Source organism: Pseudophaeobacter sp. A-200-2, assembly GCF_041008815.1.
GTDB lineage: Bacteria > Pseudomonadota > Alphaproteobacteria > Rhodobacterales > Rhodobacteraceae > Phycobacter > Phycobacter gallaeciensis_A.
Window position 1 is genome coordinate 216,368 of the sequence record NZ_JAXGFU010000006.1, and the last position, 16,586, is coordinate 232,953.

16 protein-coding genes are annotated in these 16,586 nt (G+C 63.0%); 13 read left to right on the forward strand and 3 right to left on the reverse strand.

The features are described from left to right. Nucleotides 1–20: 20 nt before the first annotated feature. From SM766_RS11240 to SM766_RS11285, 10 genes are all read left to right on the forward strand, one after another. A complete protein-coding gene (locus SM766_RS11240) occupies nt 21–1,385 on the forward strand; it encodes an MFS transporter (protein WP_065273671.1) in 1,365 nt (454 codons plus the stop codon). Between the two features lie 5 nt (nt 1,386–1,390). Continuing rightward, a complete protein-coding gene (gene mepA, locus SM766_RS11245) occupies nt 1,391–2,251 on the forward strand; it encodes a penicillin-insensitive murein endopeptidase (protein WP_368947869.1) in 861 nt (286 codons plus the stop codon). Continuing rightward, entirely contained in the window at nt 2,224–3,147 is a 924-nt protein-coding gene (locus tag SM766_RS11250) for an esterase-like activity of phytase family protein (protein ID WP_368947834.1), read from the forward strand. Before mepA ends, SM766_RS11250 begins: the two co-directional genes overlap by 28 nt. A 232-nt stretch (nt 3,148–3,379) precedes the next feature. After that, nucleotides 3,380–4,006 carry a queuosine precursor transporter gene (locus SM766_RS11255; RefSeq protein WP_368947835.1) on the forward strand — a complete coding sequence of 209 codons (627 nt, stop codon included), beginning with the start codon at nt 3,380–3,382 and terminating at the stop codon, nt 4,004–4,006. A gap of 358 nt (nt 4,007–4,364) precedes the next feature. Beyond that, entirely contained in the window at nt 4,365–4,784 is a 420-nt protein-coding gene (gene arfB / locus SM766_RS11260; RefSeq protein ID WP_274829541.1) for an alternative ribosome rescue aminoacyl-tRNA hydrolase ArfB, read from the forward strand. 65 nt (nt 4,785–4,849) lie between these two features. Continuing rightward, nucleotides 4,850–5,596: an SDR family oxidoreductase gene (locus SM766_RS11265; protein WP_274829451.1), complete on the forward strand. Its 747-nt coding sequence runs from the start codon at nt 4,850–4,852 to the stop codon at nt 5,594–5,596. 45 nt (nt 5,597–5,641) lie between these two features. Then, the gene (locus SM766_RS11270) at nt 5,642–6,685 is read left to right on the forward strand and encodes a P1 family peptidase (RefSeq protein WP_274867784.1); all 1,044 of its coding nucleotides are present in this window, start codon (nt 5,642–5,644) and stop codon (nt 6,683–6,685) included. A gap of 100 nt (nt 6,686–6,785) precedes the next feature. Beyond that, entirely contained in the window at nt 6,786–7,208 is a 423-nt protein-coding gene (locus SM766_RS11275; protein WP_274867785.1) for a c-type cytochrome, read from the forward strand. A gap of 159 nt (nt 7,209–7,367) precedes the next feature. Continuing rightward, a complete protein-coding gene (gene idi / locus SM766_RS11280) occupies nt 7,368–7,910 on the forward strand; it encodes an isopentenyl-diphosphate Delta-isomerase (RefSeq protein ID WP_065272222.1) in 543 nt (180 codons plus the stop codon). Nucleotides 7,911–8,035: 125 nt separating this feature from the next. Then, the gene (locus tag SM766_RS11285; protein WP_368947836.1) at nt 8,036–9,292 is read left to right on the forward strand and encodes a flavin-dependent oxidoreductase; all 1,257 of its coding nucleotides are present in this window, start codon (nt 8,036–8,038) and stop codon (nt 9,290–9,292) included. Between the two features lie 255 nt (nt 9,293–9,547). Here SM766_RS11285 and glpK read toward each other — a convergent pair whose 3' ends face one another. From glpK to panB, 3 genes are all read right to left on the reverse strand, one after another. Further along, on the reverse strand, nt 9,548–11,038 hold the full coding sequence (gene glpK / locus SM766_RS11290) for a glycerol kinase GlpK (protein ID WP_368947837.1): 1,491 nt from the start codon (nt 11,036–11,038) through the stop codon (nt 9,548–9,550). Between the two features lie 69 nt (nt 11,039–11,107). Next, entirely contained in the window at nt 11,108–11,965 is an 858-nt protein-coding gene (gene panC, locus SM766_RS11295) for a pantoate--beta-alanine ligase (protein WP_368947838.1), read from the reverse strand. Between the two features lie 8 nt (nt 11,966–11,973). Then, on the reverse strand, nt 11,974–12,810 hold the full coding sequence (panB, locus tag SM766_RS11300; RefSeq protein WP_368947839.1) for a 3-methyl-2-oxobutanoate hydroxymethyltransferase: 837 nt from the start codon (nt 12,808–12,810) through the stop codon (nt 11,974–11,976). Nucleotides 12,811–13,010: 200 nt separating this feature from the next. Between panB and SM766_RS11305 the strand changes: the two genes are divergently transcribed. The 3 genes from SM766_RS11305 (at nt 13,011) to SM766_RS11315 (ending at nt 16,573) form a co-directional block, all read left to right on the forward strand. Continuing rightward, nucleotides 13,011–14,489 carry an ABC transporter substrate-binding protein gene (locus tag SM766_RS11305; protein WP_368947840.1) on the forward strand — a complete coding sequence of 493 codons (1,479 nt, stop codon included), beginning with the start codon at nt 13,011–13,013 and terminating at the stop codon, nt 14,487–14,489. Nucleotides 14,490–14,813: 324 nt separating this feature from the next. Further along, nucleotides 14,814–15,761, forward strand: coding sequence for an ABC transporter permease (locus SM766_RS11310; protein WP_065272216.1), 948 nt, complete (start codon nt 14,814–14,816; stop codon nt 15,759–15,761). Continuing rightward, nucleotides 15,758–16,573, forward strand: a complete 816-nt coding sequence (locus SM766_RS11315; protein ID WP_368947841.1) for an ABC transporter permease — start codon at nt 15,758–15,760, stop codon at nt 16,571–16,573. Before SM766_RS11310 ends, SM766_RS11315 begins: the two co-directional genes overlap by 4 nt. Nucleotides 16,574–16,586 lie beyond the last annotated feature (13 nt).

Here is a 16,586-nt window from a genome sequence, read left to right on the forward strand (position 1 = left end):
AGGTCGGGGGGATGGGCGACATGGCTGAGGTGTCACAGAAAAAGCGGATCTGGGGGTGGTGGTTCTTTGATTGGGCCAGCCAGCCCTATCACACGCTGCTTGTAACCTTTGTCTTTGGCCCCTTCTTTGCCGCCGTTGCCGCGCAGCATTTTCTGGGCCAGGGGCTGGCCGAGGAAGCCGCCAAGGCGCAGGCGCAGACGATCTGGTCCATCGGCATGACCGTCACCGGGCTGCTCATCGGCTTTGGCGCGCCATTTCTGGGCGCACTGGCGGATATTTCGGGGCGCAAGATGCCCTGGATCATGGTGTTTTCCATGATGTACCTGATCGGCGCCTGGGGACTTTGGTACATGGATCCGGCAGGCAGCAACCTGTGGTGGATGCTGATCAGCTTCGGCTTTGGCTTTATCGGCGCTGAATTCGCCCTGATCTTCGTCAACGCGCAATTGCCGTCGATGGGCAGCAAGGAAGAGGTCGGCGCCATCTCCGGCTCCGGTTTCGCCTTTGGCTATCTTGGCGGGGTGATCGCGCTCTTTATCATGCTGCTGCTCTTCGTGGAGCAAGGCAACGGCAAGACCCTGATCGGGCTTGATCCCATTCTGGGGCTTGATGCCGAAGCAAAAGAGGGGACCCGCGCCGTCGGCCCGGTGACCGCCATCTGGTTCGCCGTCTTCATGGTTCCCTATTTCCTGTGGGTGCATGACAACCACGCCACTGGTCAGCGTGGCAGCATGGGCCGGGCGGTTCGGATGGTAATCAATCTGGTGGCCGGGCTGCGCCACCGCGCCAGCCTGACCAGTTACCTCGTCTCCTCGATGCTTTACCGAGATGCGCTCAACGGGCTTTATGCGTTCGGCGGTGTCTATGCGAGCCTGGTTCTGGACTGGTCGATCACCAATATCGGCATCTTTGGCATCATCGCCGCGATCTCGGCGGCCCTGTTCAGCTGGCTGGGCGGCAAGGCGGACAAACGCCATGGTCCCAAGCCGGTGATCATCGTCGCCATTCTGGTGCTGACGCTGGTCTGCATTACCGTGGTCTCCATGTCGCGGGAGCAGTTCTTTGGCGTCGCACTATCCGAAGGTTCCTCCCTGCCCGATGCCGTATTTTTTGGCTGCGGCGTTCTGATCGGCGGTTTCGGCGGAATCCTGCAATCCGCCAGCCGCAGCCTGATGGTGCGCCACACGGATCTCGCCAAAGCCACGGAAAGCTTTGGACTTTATGGACTTTCCGGGCGCGCGACTGCTTTCCTCGCGCCCGCGCTGATCGGCATTGCAACCACAATCACCGGCAGCGCCCGACTTGGTATCACTCCCGTCATCGGACTTTTTGTTCTAGGCTTGATTCTGTTGAAATGGGTTGAGGCCGAGGGAGACCAGACGTGAGACTGCTGTTTGCAACGCTTGTCGCGATTGCCGGGCTGATCGGGCCAGTTGCGGCGGAAACCCCGGCCAAGCAACTGTTCGGCGCCAAGGCGGTCGGATCCCAGCAACGGCCTGCACCGCTTGGCTCTTATGCCAAGGGCTGCGTCGCGGGGGCCGTGCAACTGCCGGAAACCGGCCCGACATGGCAGGCCATGCGCCTGTCGCGCAACCGCAACTGGGGCCACCCCGAGACCGTCGATTTCATCCGTGACCTTAGCACATTCGCGGCCCGGCAACCGGGCTGGAAGGGGCTTTATATCGGTGACATCAGCCAGCCGCGCGGCGGCCCGATGCTGTCCGGCCACCGCAGCCACCAGATTGGCCTTGATATCGACATCTGGATGCGTCCGCCGGACCGGCTGAACCTCAGCCGCGCCCAGCGCGAAAAGGTCTCCTCGATCTCCATGCGCCGGGCCAAGGGCGCCTTTGTGAACCGTGACTGGACCCGTCAGCATCACGAGATCCTCAAGGCCGCCGCCAGCGACAAACGCGTGGCGCGGATCTTTGTCTTTCCCGGCGCCAAGGTGCAGATGTGCAAGGATGCCAAGGGCGACCGGCGCTGGTTGCGCAAGATCCGCCCCTGGTGGGGCCATCACTATCATTTCCACGTGCGGCTCAACTGTCCACGCGGCGCACGCGGCTGCGTCGATCAGAACCCGCCCCCGCGCGGCGATGGCTGCGCCGATGCGCAGAAATGGGTCGATGACATCCTGAACCCGCCGCCGCCCAAGCCGCGCGATCCCAATGCGCCAAAGCCCAAGCCGCGCCGCGACTACACGATGAAGGATCTGCCCCGGCAATGCGCCGCAGTCCTGCAATCAGATTAAGCCTTGCCCTCATGGCTGCAGCTGCGCTGGCCGTGGCGACCTACGCAGGCGCCCGCGCCGGGCGGGTGTCGGCTGAGGCACGGCTGATCGGCAGCTATACCTGGGCGCCCCTGGCGCAGCCCGAAAAACCATGGTTCGGCGGCTTTTCAGGCATTGAGATGGGCAAGGACGGCCGCTCCATGATCCTGCTCAGCGACCGGGCGCATCTGGTGAGGGCCCGGATCAATCGTACAGAGGACAGGATCACCTCGGCGCGCGTCACCAAAAGACGCAGCCTGCGAGCCTCGACCGGGCGTATCCTGCAAGGGCGTATCGTCGACAGCGAAGGGCTGGCCGTTGCCCCCGATGGCAGCCTTTATATCTCCTTCGAAGGGGTGTCGCGCGTGGCGCATCACCAGCGCGGTGGCAGCCGGGCGGAAGTCCTGCCCCGCCCCAACGCTTTCCGGCAGATGCCCGCCAACAAGGCGTTGGAGGCGCTGGCCATAGACGGCGCCGGTCACCTCTACACTCTGCCGGAAAACGCCCCGGACAAGGACGGAAACCTGCCGGTCTGGAAGTGGGACGGCAGTGAATGGAGCCAGCCCTTCAGCCTGCCCCGGCGTGGAAGGTTCATGCCGGTGGGGGCGGATTTCGGCCCCGACGGGCGGTTCTACCTGCTGGAGCGGAACTTCCTGTTCTTCGGCTTCCGCAGCCGCCTGCGGCGCTGGGATATCACCGAGGACGGGCCGCAGAACGAAACCACCCTTTTGCAGACCGCGCTCGGCACGCACGATAATCTCGAAGGGGTGTCAATCTGGCGCGACGCAGCGGGGGGCTTGCGCGCAACGATGGTCTCTGACGATAACTTCCTGTCAGTGCAGCGCACCGAACTGGTGGAATACAGCCTACCCGATTGACCCCGGTTGCTGCCGCATGCCACCGCGCAAAAGGACGCGCCTGCAGCGTGCCCTGCACGCTGCCCGGCCCAACGGGCGGGGGGACATCTGTGATGTCTCACCGGCGGGCGGGAGCCTCCCCTGTCTTGCCAATAGCGTCAAAAAGGACTAACTGGCCCGATCCTTAGCGCAATCGCCCTGCGCCGGGCACATTCCACAAGTCTCCGCTACCTTGCCAAAACGGACCAGTTACATGACACGTTCCTATTTTCCCGGCATTCTTGCCATGGCCGCCGTCGTTGTGGCCTCCAACATCCTGGTGCAATTCCTGTTCGGCCAATGGCTGACCTGGGGTGCCTTCACCTATCCCGTCGCCTTTCTCGTCACCGACGTGATGAACCGCGTCTATGGCAAGGGTCCGGCGCGCCGGGTGGTTCTGGCCGGTTTCGTCGTCGGGGTGATCTGCTCCCTGATCGGCACTCAGATCATGGGCGAATTCGGCCCGCTGGTGACCCTGCGCATCGCGATTGGCTCGGGCCTTGCCTTCCTCACCGCGCAATTACTGGATATCTCGGTCTTTTCCGCCCTGCGGGGTGGCAAATGGTGGCGTGCGCCGCTGGCCTCGACCCTGGTTGGCTCCAGCGTCGATACCGCGATCTTCTTTTCCGTGGCCTTTTCCGACACGCTCAGCTGGATCGAACCGGCCAATGACGTCTCTTGGGCCGGTGAAATGCTGCCGCTGCTGGGCAGCGGTCCGGTGGCGCCGCTCTGGGTCTCGCTCGCCCTGGCAGACTGGATGGTGAAACTGGCGCTGGCGCTGCTGGCGCTGATCCCCTTCCGGCTGATCGTCAAACGGCTCACTGCGGTCCCCACCCTGTAGGGATCGCCCAAAAGGGCCACCTGCCAAGAAATCAGACACGCTTCGCCGCCTTTTCCCAATTGCCGCAATTTTTGTTTGGCAGATCGGAAATTCCGTGCAACGCTCATTTGTAACGGAAATAGAAATGTAAAGGAGGTGATCCAGTGTCAAGAAAGGTATTGGAGCAAGGTGTTGGAACAACCGGAGGGTCCGCCTGCTGAGGCAGCCCTTTGCTGTGTGGTCCTATCGGCTGGCCTGCAAGATGCAGATCTAACCGACCCGACCTCCTGACAACTTTCGAAGGGCCGTCCCGCAAGGGGCGGCCCTTTTACCTTGCCGCCTTTTACCTTGCCGCAAGCCGCTGTAGGCTCTGCCCGTTATGATACGGATCGACAACGACATCGCCCTGCAGGACTGGGAAATCACCGAAAGCTTCATCCGCGCCTCTGGGCCGGGTGGGCAGAACGTGAACAAGGTGGCCACCGCCGTCGAACTACGCTTCGAAGCCGCGCGCTCGCCCTCGCTGACACCGGCGGTCAAGGCGCGCCTGAAACGTCTGGCCGGGCGGCGCTGGACCAAGGAAGGCGCCATTATCCTGCATTGCGACGAAACCCGCTCGCAGCAGCGCAACCGCGATATCGTGCGCGACAGGCTCGTTGATCTGGTGCGCCAGGCACTGGTGGCGCCGAAACGGCGGATCGCCACCAAACCGACACGCGGCTCGGTGCGCCGCCGCCTGGAGGCCAAGAAACAGCGCGGCCAGATCAAGGCCGGCCGTGGCAAGATCGACCCGGACTGATCTCGCATTGCACCTGCCCAAATCGCTGTTAAAGCTATCAAAACGAGATTTGGGAGATAACGAATATGCGGCTTGCAGGAAAAACAGCGATTGTCACGGGTGGTGCCTCGGGATTTGGCGCGGGCATTGTAGAAAAGTTTCTGGCCGAAGGGGCCAAGGTGATGATTGCGGACATCAACGGGGATGCCGCAGCCGCCATGGCGGCGGATCTGGGCCCGAATGCCATCGCGCAGGCGGTCGACGTTGCGGACGGTGCATCGGTCGATGCCATGGCAGAGGCCGCCCTGACCGCCTTTGGCCAAGTGGACATTCTGGTCAACAATGCCGGTGTCACCCACTTGCCGACCCCACTGGATGAGGTGTCAGAGGAAGATTTTGACCGGGTGTTCAACGTGAACATGAAATCGGTCTACCTGACCGCCCGCGCCCTGGTGCCGCACATGAAGAGCCGCAAAACCGGCGCCATCCTCAATGTTGCCTCCACGGCTGGCGTGTCGCCGCGCCCCAACCTCAACTGGTACAATGCCTCAAAGGGCTGGATGATCACCGCGACCCGTACCATGGCGGTGGAGCTGGCCCCCAGCGGCGTACGCGTCAACGCGATCAACCCGGTGGCCGGTGAAACGCCGCTGCTGAAATCCTTCATGGGCGAGGACACTCCCGAGGTGCGCGCCAAGTTCCTGTCGACCATCCCGCTGGGCCGGTTCTCCACGCCCGAGGACATGGGCAATGCCGCCTGTTTCCTGTGCTCGGACGAGGCCAGCATGGTCACCGGTGTCGCCATGGAAGTGGACGGCGGTCGCTGCATCTGACCCCGCGCAATTACCACTCGAAAACGACACGTCAGGAGAGCCGCCATGCGTCCCGGACCCCGCAACCTGATCACCGACGTGCCCGGCCTGCTGGTCGGCAATGCAGCGGATGATGACCTGAAATCAGGCACCACGGTGCTGACGGCCCAGGACGGCCTGACGGCCTCGGTTCACGTCATGGGCGGGGCCCCGGGCACGCGGGAAACCGATCTTCTGGCGCCCGACAAATCGGTCGCCAAGATCGACGCGCTGGTGCTGTCGGGCGGCTCTGCCTTCGGCCTTGATGCCTGTTCCGGCGTGGTGGATGCGTTGCGCGCGGCGGGCCGGGGATTCCGGCTGGGACCGGCGGTGATCCCGCTGGTGCCCGGCGCCATCATCTTTGACCTGCTGAACGGCGGCAACAAGGACTGGCAGGACAACCCCTATCGCGCCCTTGGCCGCGCCGCGTTCGAGGCCGCAGGTGAGGAGTTTGCCATCGGCACCGCCGGGGCAGGCACCGGCGCACTGACCGCCATGGTCAAGGGCGGGCTTGGCTCGGCCTCCTTCGTGCTCGACAGCGGTGTCACCGTTGGTGCCCTTGTCGCGGCCAACCCGATGGGCGCCGTGACCACGCCGGGGGATCGCCATTTCTGGGCCGCCCCGTTTGAGGTGGATGGCGAGTTCGGCGGTCTGGGACCGGACCCGAGGGGTGGATTGGGTCAGGCGCTGAACAGCCGCAAGATGCAGACCATGCGGGCGCAGGCCGGGGCCGAACCAATCCCCGAGGAGCGCGGCAACACCACCATTGCAATCGTCGCCACCGACGCCGATCTGACCAAGGCGCAGTGCCAGCGCATGGCCACCGCCGCCCATGACGGCATTGGCCGTGCCACCGTTCCGGCCCATGCGCCGGGCGATGGCGATCTGGTCTTTGCCGCCACCACCGGCGCCCGCCCTCTGGCATCGCCCGAGGCCGAGCTGGGCCAGATCGGCCATGCTGCGGCGCTGTGCCTCAGCCGGGCCATCGGCCGTGCGATCTATAACGCTGAGCCCGCCGACGGCGACCTTTTGCCCTGCTGGAGCGGGGCATCCGGCACCCCGTCGCAGTAGCAAGATCACGCGAACTTGGGGCGGCGCGTCAAAACGTCCATTGACTATGCGCGCCAAAGACCTCGTATTCCCTACAGCCAACTCAAATTGGAGCAAGCATATGAAACGTCTGATGTCCGCCGCCGTAATTGGCCTTCTCGCCGTCCCCGCCTTCGCCGAAGGCGATGCCGCCAAGGGCGAAAAGGGATTCAAGAAATGCAAATCCTGCCACATGGTCGTCTCGGACAGCGGCGAAACCATCGTCAAGGGCGGCAAGACCGGGCCGAACCTCTGGGGTGTCGCTGGTCGTCCGGCAGGCAGCTACGAAGGGTTCAAATACGGTAGCGACATGACCGCCGCCGGTGAAGCAGGCCTGGTCTGGACCGAAGAGAACTTTGTCGCCTTCACCCACGATCCTCGTGCCTTCCTGCGCGAATATCTGGACGACAGCGGCGCGAAATCGAAAATGTCCTTCAAGCTGAAGAACGGTGGCGAAGACATCTACGCCTTCCTGGCCTCGCACGGACCCGCCGCCTCTGAATAAGCGATAGGCGCGGATTTAATCACTACAGGCCGCGGCCCAAGGGGCGCGGCCTTTCGCGTAATTGCGCTTGATCGTGTTTGCGAATAACGAATTGAAGATGCGGTGAGCGGACCCTTGTCCAAAGCCGCTGACGGGAATTGAAACGGACCTGAACCCGCGATGACTCATCCGATCCCGGCCTGGGTGAACGGCGAACTGACACCGGTTGAAAAGCTTGCGGCCCATGAACAAGGGCTGAAGCACAAGGCCGTGTCGGTCTTCGTGGTCAAAGGCACCGAAATCCTGATGCAGCGCCGCGCCATGGGCAAGTATCACACCCCCGGCCTGTGGGCGAACACATGCTGCACCCATCCGATGTGGGATGAGGCCTCCTCTGCCTGCGCCGTGCGTCGCATGGGCGAAGAGCTGGGCATTACCGGCCTTTACCCCGAATTCCGCCACCAGCTGGAATACCGCGCCGATGTCGGACACAGCATGATCGAACACGAGGTGGTCGATGTCTTTCTGGCCCATGCCCATCGGCCGCTGAACCTGGAGCCCAATCCGGACGAGGTGATGGACACGCGCTGGATCGACTATCACGACCTGATCGCAGAGGTGCAGCGCCACCCCGACCGGTTCACCCCTTGGCTGAAGATCTATCTTGGCAACTACGCCGATGTCATCTTTGGCCCCGATCTGATCATCGCCGCCCAGGATTGAGCCTGCGCTGAGCCTGCAAAGTCCCGGCGCCCCGGCCTGTGCCTTCGGGGTGAGTCAGCGCGCACTTGCTCTGATCAGATGAAGCATGTTTTCTAGGGCACCAGACCGAACAGGAGAAACGCGGAATGACCCTTCTCATCGCAGGTGGCGGTATTGCCGGCCTGACACTTGGATTGACGCTGCACCAGATCGGTGTGCCCTTTCACATCTGCGAATCCGCGCCCGAGCTGAAACCGATGGGGGTTGGCATCAACCTGCAACCCAATGCGGTGCGGGAACTCTTGGATCTGGGGCTGGAAAAGGAACTGGACGCCATCGGCGTGCGCACCCGGCAGCTGGGGTTCTACACCAAGCTGGGCAAGACGATCTGGGAAGAACCGCGCGGCATGGATGCGGGCTATGCCTGGCCGCAGTATTCGGTGCACCGCGGCGCCCTTCAGATGATGCTTTATGAGGCGCTGGTGGCCCGCGCCGGGGCAGAATGCATTTCGACCGATGCCCGCGCCACCGGCTTTGAAACCACACCCGAGGGCGCCGTGCTTTTGCTCGACGATGGGCGGCGTCTCAAGGGACGGTTGCTGATTGCGGCCGACGGCATCCACTCGGCCCTGCGCAAACAGATGTACCCGAACGAAGGCGAGCCGATCTGGAACGGCCGGATCCTGTGGCGCGCCACGACGCAGGCCCCGGTCTGGAGCGGTGGCGGCGCCATGGTGATGATCGGCCACAACGCCCTGCGCATGGTGGCCTATCCGATTTCGGACCCCGGCAACGACGGTCTGGCAACGATCAACTGGATTGCCGAGAAAAGCTTTGATCCAAGTGCCGCCTGGAAGAAGGAAGACTGGAACCGCGCGGCGGATATCGAGGATTTTGTCGGCGATTTCGAGGACTGGAAATTCGACTGGATCGACGTACCCGGCCTGATCCGCGGCGCTGATGTGGTTTATGAATACCCGATGGTGGACCGCGATCCGTTGCCGAAATGGACCGACGGATCAGTGACGTTGATGGGCGATGCGGCGCATCCGACCTATCCTGTCGGCTCGAATGGGGCGAGCCAGGCCATTCTTGATGCCCGCCTGATCGGCGCCGAACTGCTGCGGCACGGGCTGACCCCTGCCGCGCTGGAAGCCTATGAGGCGGCGGTGCGCCCGCTGACCACCAACGTCGGCCTCGCCAACCGCAGCGCCGGCGGACCGGATGCGGTGCTGCAGATGGTCGAGGATCTCTGTGGCGGCGATTTCGAGACCGTCGAGGATGTGATCCCCATGGAGGATCTGGCCGCCCATGCGGCGAAGTACAAATCCATCGCCGGCTTCAGCATCGAGGAGCTGAACGCCCGTCCCCGCACGATTGCCGAAGGCGCGCAGCTGGACTGAACCACCTCGGCTGCTACAGGGGCGCTCCCGCCGCTTTTCCGTGTCATCAAAGATGACGCGGTCTGCGTTGGGCCCGGCGGCGCACGATGTGCGCCGCGACAGGTTTTGCTGAGAAGCGTTTCAGGGGCAAGTCTGCCCTGAAAGCGCCTGTTCCAGTTTGGGACTGCGCCGAGTCGCCTCAAGGGTGCCCCCGCCTGCGGCGGGGCCGCTCGAGCGGCCCTTGACCCGAAACGGCGCGGGTTTTGACCCGCAGGATCAGACGCCGATCACCGCCTGCACCGCCCGTTTCCAGCGACCGTAGGCGGTCTCTCTCTGGTCCGCCTCCATCGCGGGTGTGAACTGGCGGTCCCGGGCCCAGGTTGCGGCAAAGCCGCTCTGGTCGGGATAAAGACCGGCCTTCATGCCCGCCAGCCAGGCCGCGCCCAGCGCCGTGGTTTCCTGCATTACCGGCCGGTCCACCGGGGCGCCGAGGATGTCCGACAGGCTTTGCATGGTCCAGTCGCTGGCGCTCATCCCGCCATCGACGCGCAGGGTGACGCTATCTTCGGCGGCCTCCTGCCAGTCGGCGCGCATCGCCTCCCACAGATCGCGGGTCTGATAGGCGACGCTTTGCAATGCGGCACGGGCGAACTCCGCCGGGCCGGAATTGCGGGTTAGACCAAACATGCCACCGCGGCAGTCAGGTTCCCAATAGGGCGCGCCGAGGCCAGTGAAGGCCGGCACCAGGATCACGTCCTGCCCGGGGTCTGCCGAGGCTGCCAGACCGCCGGTTTCCTGCGCCGAGCCGATGATGCCCAGCCCGTCGCGCAGCCATTGCACCGCTGCGCCCGCGATAAAGATCGATCCTTCCAGCGCATAGGTCGGCTGGCCATCCAACTGATAGGCGATGGTGGTCAGCATCCGGTTGCGGGATTCAACCGGCGTCGCGCCGGTATTGAGCAGCGCAAAACAACCGGTGCCATAGGTGGATTTCATCATGCCGGGCTGGAAACAGGCCTGACCGATGGTGGCCGCCTGCTGATCCCCCGCCACGCCGAGGATCGGGATTTCAGCGCCGAAATGCTCGGCCGCAGCGATGCCGAAGTCTGCGGCGCAATCTTTCACTTCGGGCAGCATCTGCATCGGCACATCCAGAACCTCGCTGATCTCGGCGCTCCAGCCACCTTTGCGGATGTCATACATCAGCGTGCGCGCAGCATTGGTGGCATCGGTCACATGGGCGGCGCCGCCGGTCAACCGCCAGATCAGGAAACTGTCCACGGTGCCGAACATCAGCTTGCCCTCGGCCGCGCGGCTGCGGGCGCCGGGCACGCTGTCGAGGATCCACTTGACCTTGGTGCCGGAAAAATAGGGATCGAGCAGCAGACCCGTCGTCTTGTGTACCAGATCGCCATGCCCGGCGGTACGCAGCTCTTCGCAGATCGCCGAGGTGCGGCGGTCCTGCCAGACGATGGCCTTGTGGATGGCCTGGCCGGTTTCCCGATCCCAGACCACCGTGGTTTCGCGCTGATTGGTGATGCCGATGGCGGTGATATCAGATGCCGAAATGCCCTGTTCCGCGATCACCCGGCGGCAGACCTCCAGCGTAGAGGACCAGATCTCCTCGGGGTCGTGTTCCACCCATCCCGCCTGCGGAAAATACTGCGGGAACTCCTGCTGCGCGGTATGGGCGACCTGCATCTCCCCGTCGAACAAAATCGCCCGCGTCGAGGTCGTGCCCTGGTCGATCGCCAGAATAAAACTCATCTCCTGCCCTCTCTCCTGTCTTCTGAGGGCAGACTTTAGACGCAAAAGTGTTAGCGCGACCAGACCCGACTAATCACTTAGTTGCGGAACCGCGATATTGTCGATCAGCCGCACCCCATCGAGCCATGCCGCCACCAGGAGCCGCGCGGGCCGGGTTGGGGTTTGCAGCGGTGCCAGAGTGTCAGCGCAGCGCAGGTCCAGATATTCGATCTCACCAAAACCCGCGGCCTGCAGGGCGGCGCGCGCCTCTGGCTCGATCTGGTCGAAGGTTTCCCCGGCAGCCAGTCGATCCGCGCAGCCCGTCATGGCGGGATAAAGCCGACCGGCCTTGTCCAAAGCCTCCGCTGACAGGCGCATATTGCGCGAGGACATGGCAAGACCAGAGTCTTCGCGTACGGTGGGGCAGCCTACGACTTCGATCGGGATATCGAGATCCCGCGCCATGCGGCGCACCACCATCAGCTGCTGAAAATCCTTTTCGCCGAAAAACGCCTTGTGGGCGCCGGTCTGCAGGAAAAGCTTGGCCACAACGGTGGCGACACCATCGAAATGTCCAGGCCGGAATGTGCCCTCCAGAACGTCTGTGATACCTTCGACCGAGACCGAGGTGGCATAGCCATCGGGATAGATCTGATCGGGGTCCGGAACATAGACCACATCGACATCAAACGGCGCGAGTTTTTCGGCATCCGCCCGTTCGGTGCGCGGGTATTTGGCCAGATCCTCGGGGCTGTTGAATTGCCTCGGGTTCACGAAAATGGTCACGATGACCCGGTCGCAGGTAGCCTTGGCTGCCTCGACCAGCGACAGGTGACCGGCGTGCAGGGCGCCCATCGTGGGCACGACACCGACGAGTTCACCAGCGCGAATCCAGGTGGCATGTTGTTCGCGCAGATCCGCAAGGCGGCGCAGAATAGGAACAGTCATCGTTTTGGTCAGTCCTTCTTGGCGCCGGGCGCCGCATCCGCGAAAACATGTTCAGCCGCCGGGAAGCTACGGCTGCGCACCTCGGTCGCGTACTCCTTGATCGCGGCCTCGGCCATGGGGGCGAGATCGGCGTAGCGTTTGACGAATTTCGGTTTGAAGGCGGCGAACATGCCCAGCATGTCATCCAGCACCAGAACCTGCCCGTCGCAGCCTGCCGAGGCGCCGATACCAATAGTCGGAATGGCGATCTCTGCGGTGATCTGATCGGCCAGGACCTGCGGCACCTTTTCCAGCACCACGGCAAAGGCGCCAGCGTCGGTCACGGCGTGGGCATCGGCAATCACCGCCTCTGCCTGCTCATTGCGGCCCTGCACCTTGTAACCGCCCAGCGTGTTGATCGACTGCGGCGTCAGACCGATATGCGCCATCACCGGGATGCCGCGTTTGACAAGAAACCGGATGGTCTCGGCCATCTCGACCCCGCCTTCCAGCTTGACCGCGCCAGCACCGGTTTCGCGCATCAGCCGCGCCGCATTGCCAAAGGCCTGTGCCGGGCCTTCCTCGTAGCTGCCAAAAGGCATGTCGATCACCATCAGCGCCCGTTTCAGCCCCCGCGCCACCGCCTGACCGTGCAGGATCATCATCTCCATGGTGACGCCCAGAGTCGAGGGCAGCCCATGCAGCACCATTCCGACACTGTCCCCCACCAGAACGAAATCGCATGTGTCATCCATCAGCCCCGCCATCGGGGTGGTATAGGCTGTCAGGCTGACGATGGGATCCTGGCCCTTTCGGGCGCGGATATCTTCGGCCGTGATGGCCTTGATCTGGAGGTTCGCGCTCATTTTCTTCCCACGTTGGTTTTGGGTTGCGGAGGGGTATCATTTCGCACCCGCAGCATCCAGTGCGCGAAATGTCTCCCCCCTTGTCTCTTTCTGCCTCAACGCCAAAACGCGACAGGCTCTTGATTAACACTGCAAAATCAGGACAGACTTCTGGCAAGCCCGCCAACAAGGGCGTGTTTCCAACATCAGGGAGTTTCAAAGTGACATTCAGATCCATCCTCTTTGCCGCCGGTTCCGCGCTGGCGCTGAGCACCGCAGCCGCATGGGCCAAAGACAGCGTCACCATCGGTCTGCAGCTGGAACCGCCGCATCTGGACCCGACCAGCGCCGCTGCCGGGGCCATCGATCAGGTCCTCTACTCCAACGTCTTCGAAGGTCTGACCCGCTTCATGGGGGATGGCTCGGTTGTGCCCGGTCTCGCCAAAAGCTGGGACATTTCCGAGGACGGTCTGACCTATACATTCCACCTGCACGACGGCGTCACCTTCCATGACGGCACCACCATGGACGCCGAAGACGTGAAATTCAGCCTGGACCGCGCCCGCGCCGAAGACAGCACAAATGCGCAAAAGGCGCTGTTCTCGGACATCGCAGATGTCACCGTGGTTGATCCGATGACCGTCAAAGTCACGCTGAGCCAGCCTAACGGCAGCCTGCTGTTCAATCTGGCCTGGGGCGATGCCGTGATCGTGGCGCCGGAAAGCATCGAGGACATCAAGACCGCGCCGATGGGCACCGGTGCCTTCAAATTCGCAGGCTGGGTGCAGGGCGACCGCATCGATCTGGAAAAGAACGCCGATTACTGGGGCACCCCCGCGAAACTGGACAAGGCCACCTTCAAGTTCATCTCGGATCCCACCGCCGCCTTTGCAGCCGTGATGGCCGAGGATGTGGATGCTTTTTCCGGCTTCCCCGCGCCCGAGAACCTGCCGCAGTTCGACGCCGATCCGCGGTTCCAGGTTCTGGTCGGTTCGACCGAGGGGGAAACCATCCTGTCGACCAACAACAAGCAAGCGCCATTTGACAATGTGAAGGTGCGCGAGGCGCTGGCCCATGCCATCGACCGTCAGGCCATCATTGACGGCGCCATGTTCGGCTATGGCACGCCCATCGGCACCCATTTTGCGCCGCACAACCCGGCCTATGTGGATCTGACCGGTCAGTCCGCCTTTGATCCGGAAAAGGCCAAGGCGCTGCTGGCCGAGGCCGGTCTGCCGGACGGATTTGAAACCACCCTGCACCTGCCGCCGCCCTCTTATGCCCGCCGTGGCGGTGAGATCATCGCCGCCCAGCTGGCAAATGTCGGCATCAAGGCCGAGATCATCAACGTAGAATGGGCGCAGTGGCTGGAAACCGTCTTCCGCGGCAAGAACTTTGGCCTGACCATCGTCAGCCACACCGAGCCGATGGACATCGGGATCTATGCCCGCCCGGAATACTACTTCCAGTATGACAATCCGGACTTCCAGCAGCTGATGACCGACCTGAACGGCACCACCGATCCCGATCAGCGGACCGCGATGCTGCAGCAGGCGCAAAAGATCATCGCCGACGACTACGTCAACGGCTACCTGTTCCAGCTGGCTTCTCTCAGCGTGGCAAAGGCTGATCTTCAGGGCCTTTGGGCCAATGCGCCGACACAGGCGACCGATCTGACTGCTGTCAGCTGGGACGAATAAGCCCTGCCAATCTACCCCAACAAAGGGCGCGCTGCGGCGCGCCCTTTTTCATGCCCGCACCGTACTTTCACCTCTCCGCCGGCCAGTGGCTCGGACCAGACGGATTCGCATATCGAATCGTGAATGCCCTGAAGAAAAAATGGCTTTGATGTCTACTGCTTAGCTCGGATTCCGCACGCTTCACGACGGCTGCGCGTTAGCCGCACAAAAGATGACCGAATTGGCAATTTTTCACGGCCAGATCACAAAAATAATAGCGCCAGTTTCACCCTCTGCGCTGCTTGCTCTGGACCGATCCCTCTGCTGATTCTAGCCTGTGTCACAATGATACAATATTCTTTCAAACGACTGCTTTCGCTGTGCCTCAGTCTGGCTGTAGCCTCTATCGTGATCTTCGCGGTGATCGAAATCGCGCCCGGCGATCCGGCGTCCTTCATGCTGGGCATCAACGCCCAGCCTGACACCGTGGCGGCCCTGCGCAGTGAGCTGGGGCTCGATGAATCGAAGCTGCACCGCTACCTGACCTGGATCGGCGGCATGCTGACTGGCGATTTCGGCACATCTTATACCTACCGCACCCCGGTGGCCGAGATGATCGCCGACCGGCTGTGGGTATCGCTGCCGCTGGCGCTTTATGCGCTGGCGCTGTCGACGCTGATCGCCTTTCCCGCCGGGATCTATGCTGCTGCACGGCGTGGGAAACCCGGAGACATGGCGGTGATGGGCGCAACCCAGCTGGGCGTCGCCATTCCGAACTTCTGGTTTGCGATGCTGCTTGTGCTTGTCTTTGCCATCAACCTGCGCTGGTTCAGCGCCGGGGGCTTTGGCGGCTGGGAAAACGGCATCTGGGCCGGGATGAAATCCCTGACCCTGCCCGCCATCGCGCTGGCCCTGCCGCAGGCGGCCATTCTGGCGCGGGTGATGCGCTCCGCCCTGCTGGACATTCTGGGCGAGGACTTCATGCGCACCGCTCGTGCCAAGGGTCTGACCCGCAGGCAGGCGCTGTGGCGGCACGGGCTGCGCAACGCGATGATCCCGGTGCTGACCATCATCGGTCTGCAGTTTTCCTTTCTGCTGGCCGGGGCGATCATTATCGAACAGGTGTTCTACCTGCCCGGCCTTGGACGGCTGGTGTTTCAGGCGATTTCCTCGCGCGATCTGATCGTGGTGGAATCGGTGGTGATGCTTCTGGTCTTTGCCGTGATCACCGTGAACTTTCTGGTCGATCTGGCCTATGCGCTGGTCGATCCCCGGCTGAGGAGCCGCACATGAGCCGCAGTCTGTTCCTTGGCATATTCCTGTCCTCGCTGGTGCTGCTGGCGGCGCTGCTGTCGTTCGTCTGGACGCCCTTTGACCACACGGCGATGGCCATCCCGGACAAGTTGCAGCGGCCGAACGCCGTGCACTGGCTGGGGACCGATCACTTCGGACGCGACATCTTTTCGATGATCATGGTGGGCGCGCGCACCTCACTGGCGGTGGCGCTGGTGGCGGTCGGCATCGGCATGGCGATCGGTATCCCGCTGGGGCTGACGGCGGCGGCGCGCAAAGGCTCTGTTCTGGACGAGCTGATCATGCGCGGCAACGATCTGGTCTTTGCCTTTCCGTCGCTAGTGATCGCGATCCTGATCACCGCCATCTTTGGACCCGGCGCCATCAACGCAATCATCGCCATTGGCATTTTCAACATCCCGGTCTTTGCCCGCATCACCCGGGGGGCGGCGCTGTCGCTCTGGCAGCGGGAATTCATTCTCGCGGCACAGGTTGCGGGCAAGGGCGCAGCGCGGATCTCGGCCGAGCATATCCTGCCCAACGTGGCGAACCTGCTGATCGTGCAGGGCACCATCCAGTTCAGCCTTGGCATTCTGGCCGAAGCGGGCCTCAGCTATGTCGGCCTTGGCGCGCAGCCGCCGACCCCCAGTTGGGGACGCATGCTGGCGGATGCACAGACCATGGTCAGCTTTGCCCCGCATCTGGCCATCATTCCCGGATCGGCCATCGTGCTGACTGTGCTTGGCCTCAACCTGATGGGCGACGGGCTGCGCGACTGGCTGGATCCCAAACTGCGGGAGACCCGCACATGACATCGCTTTCCCA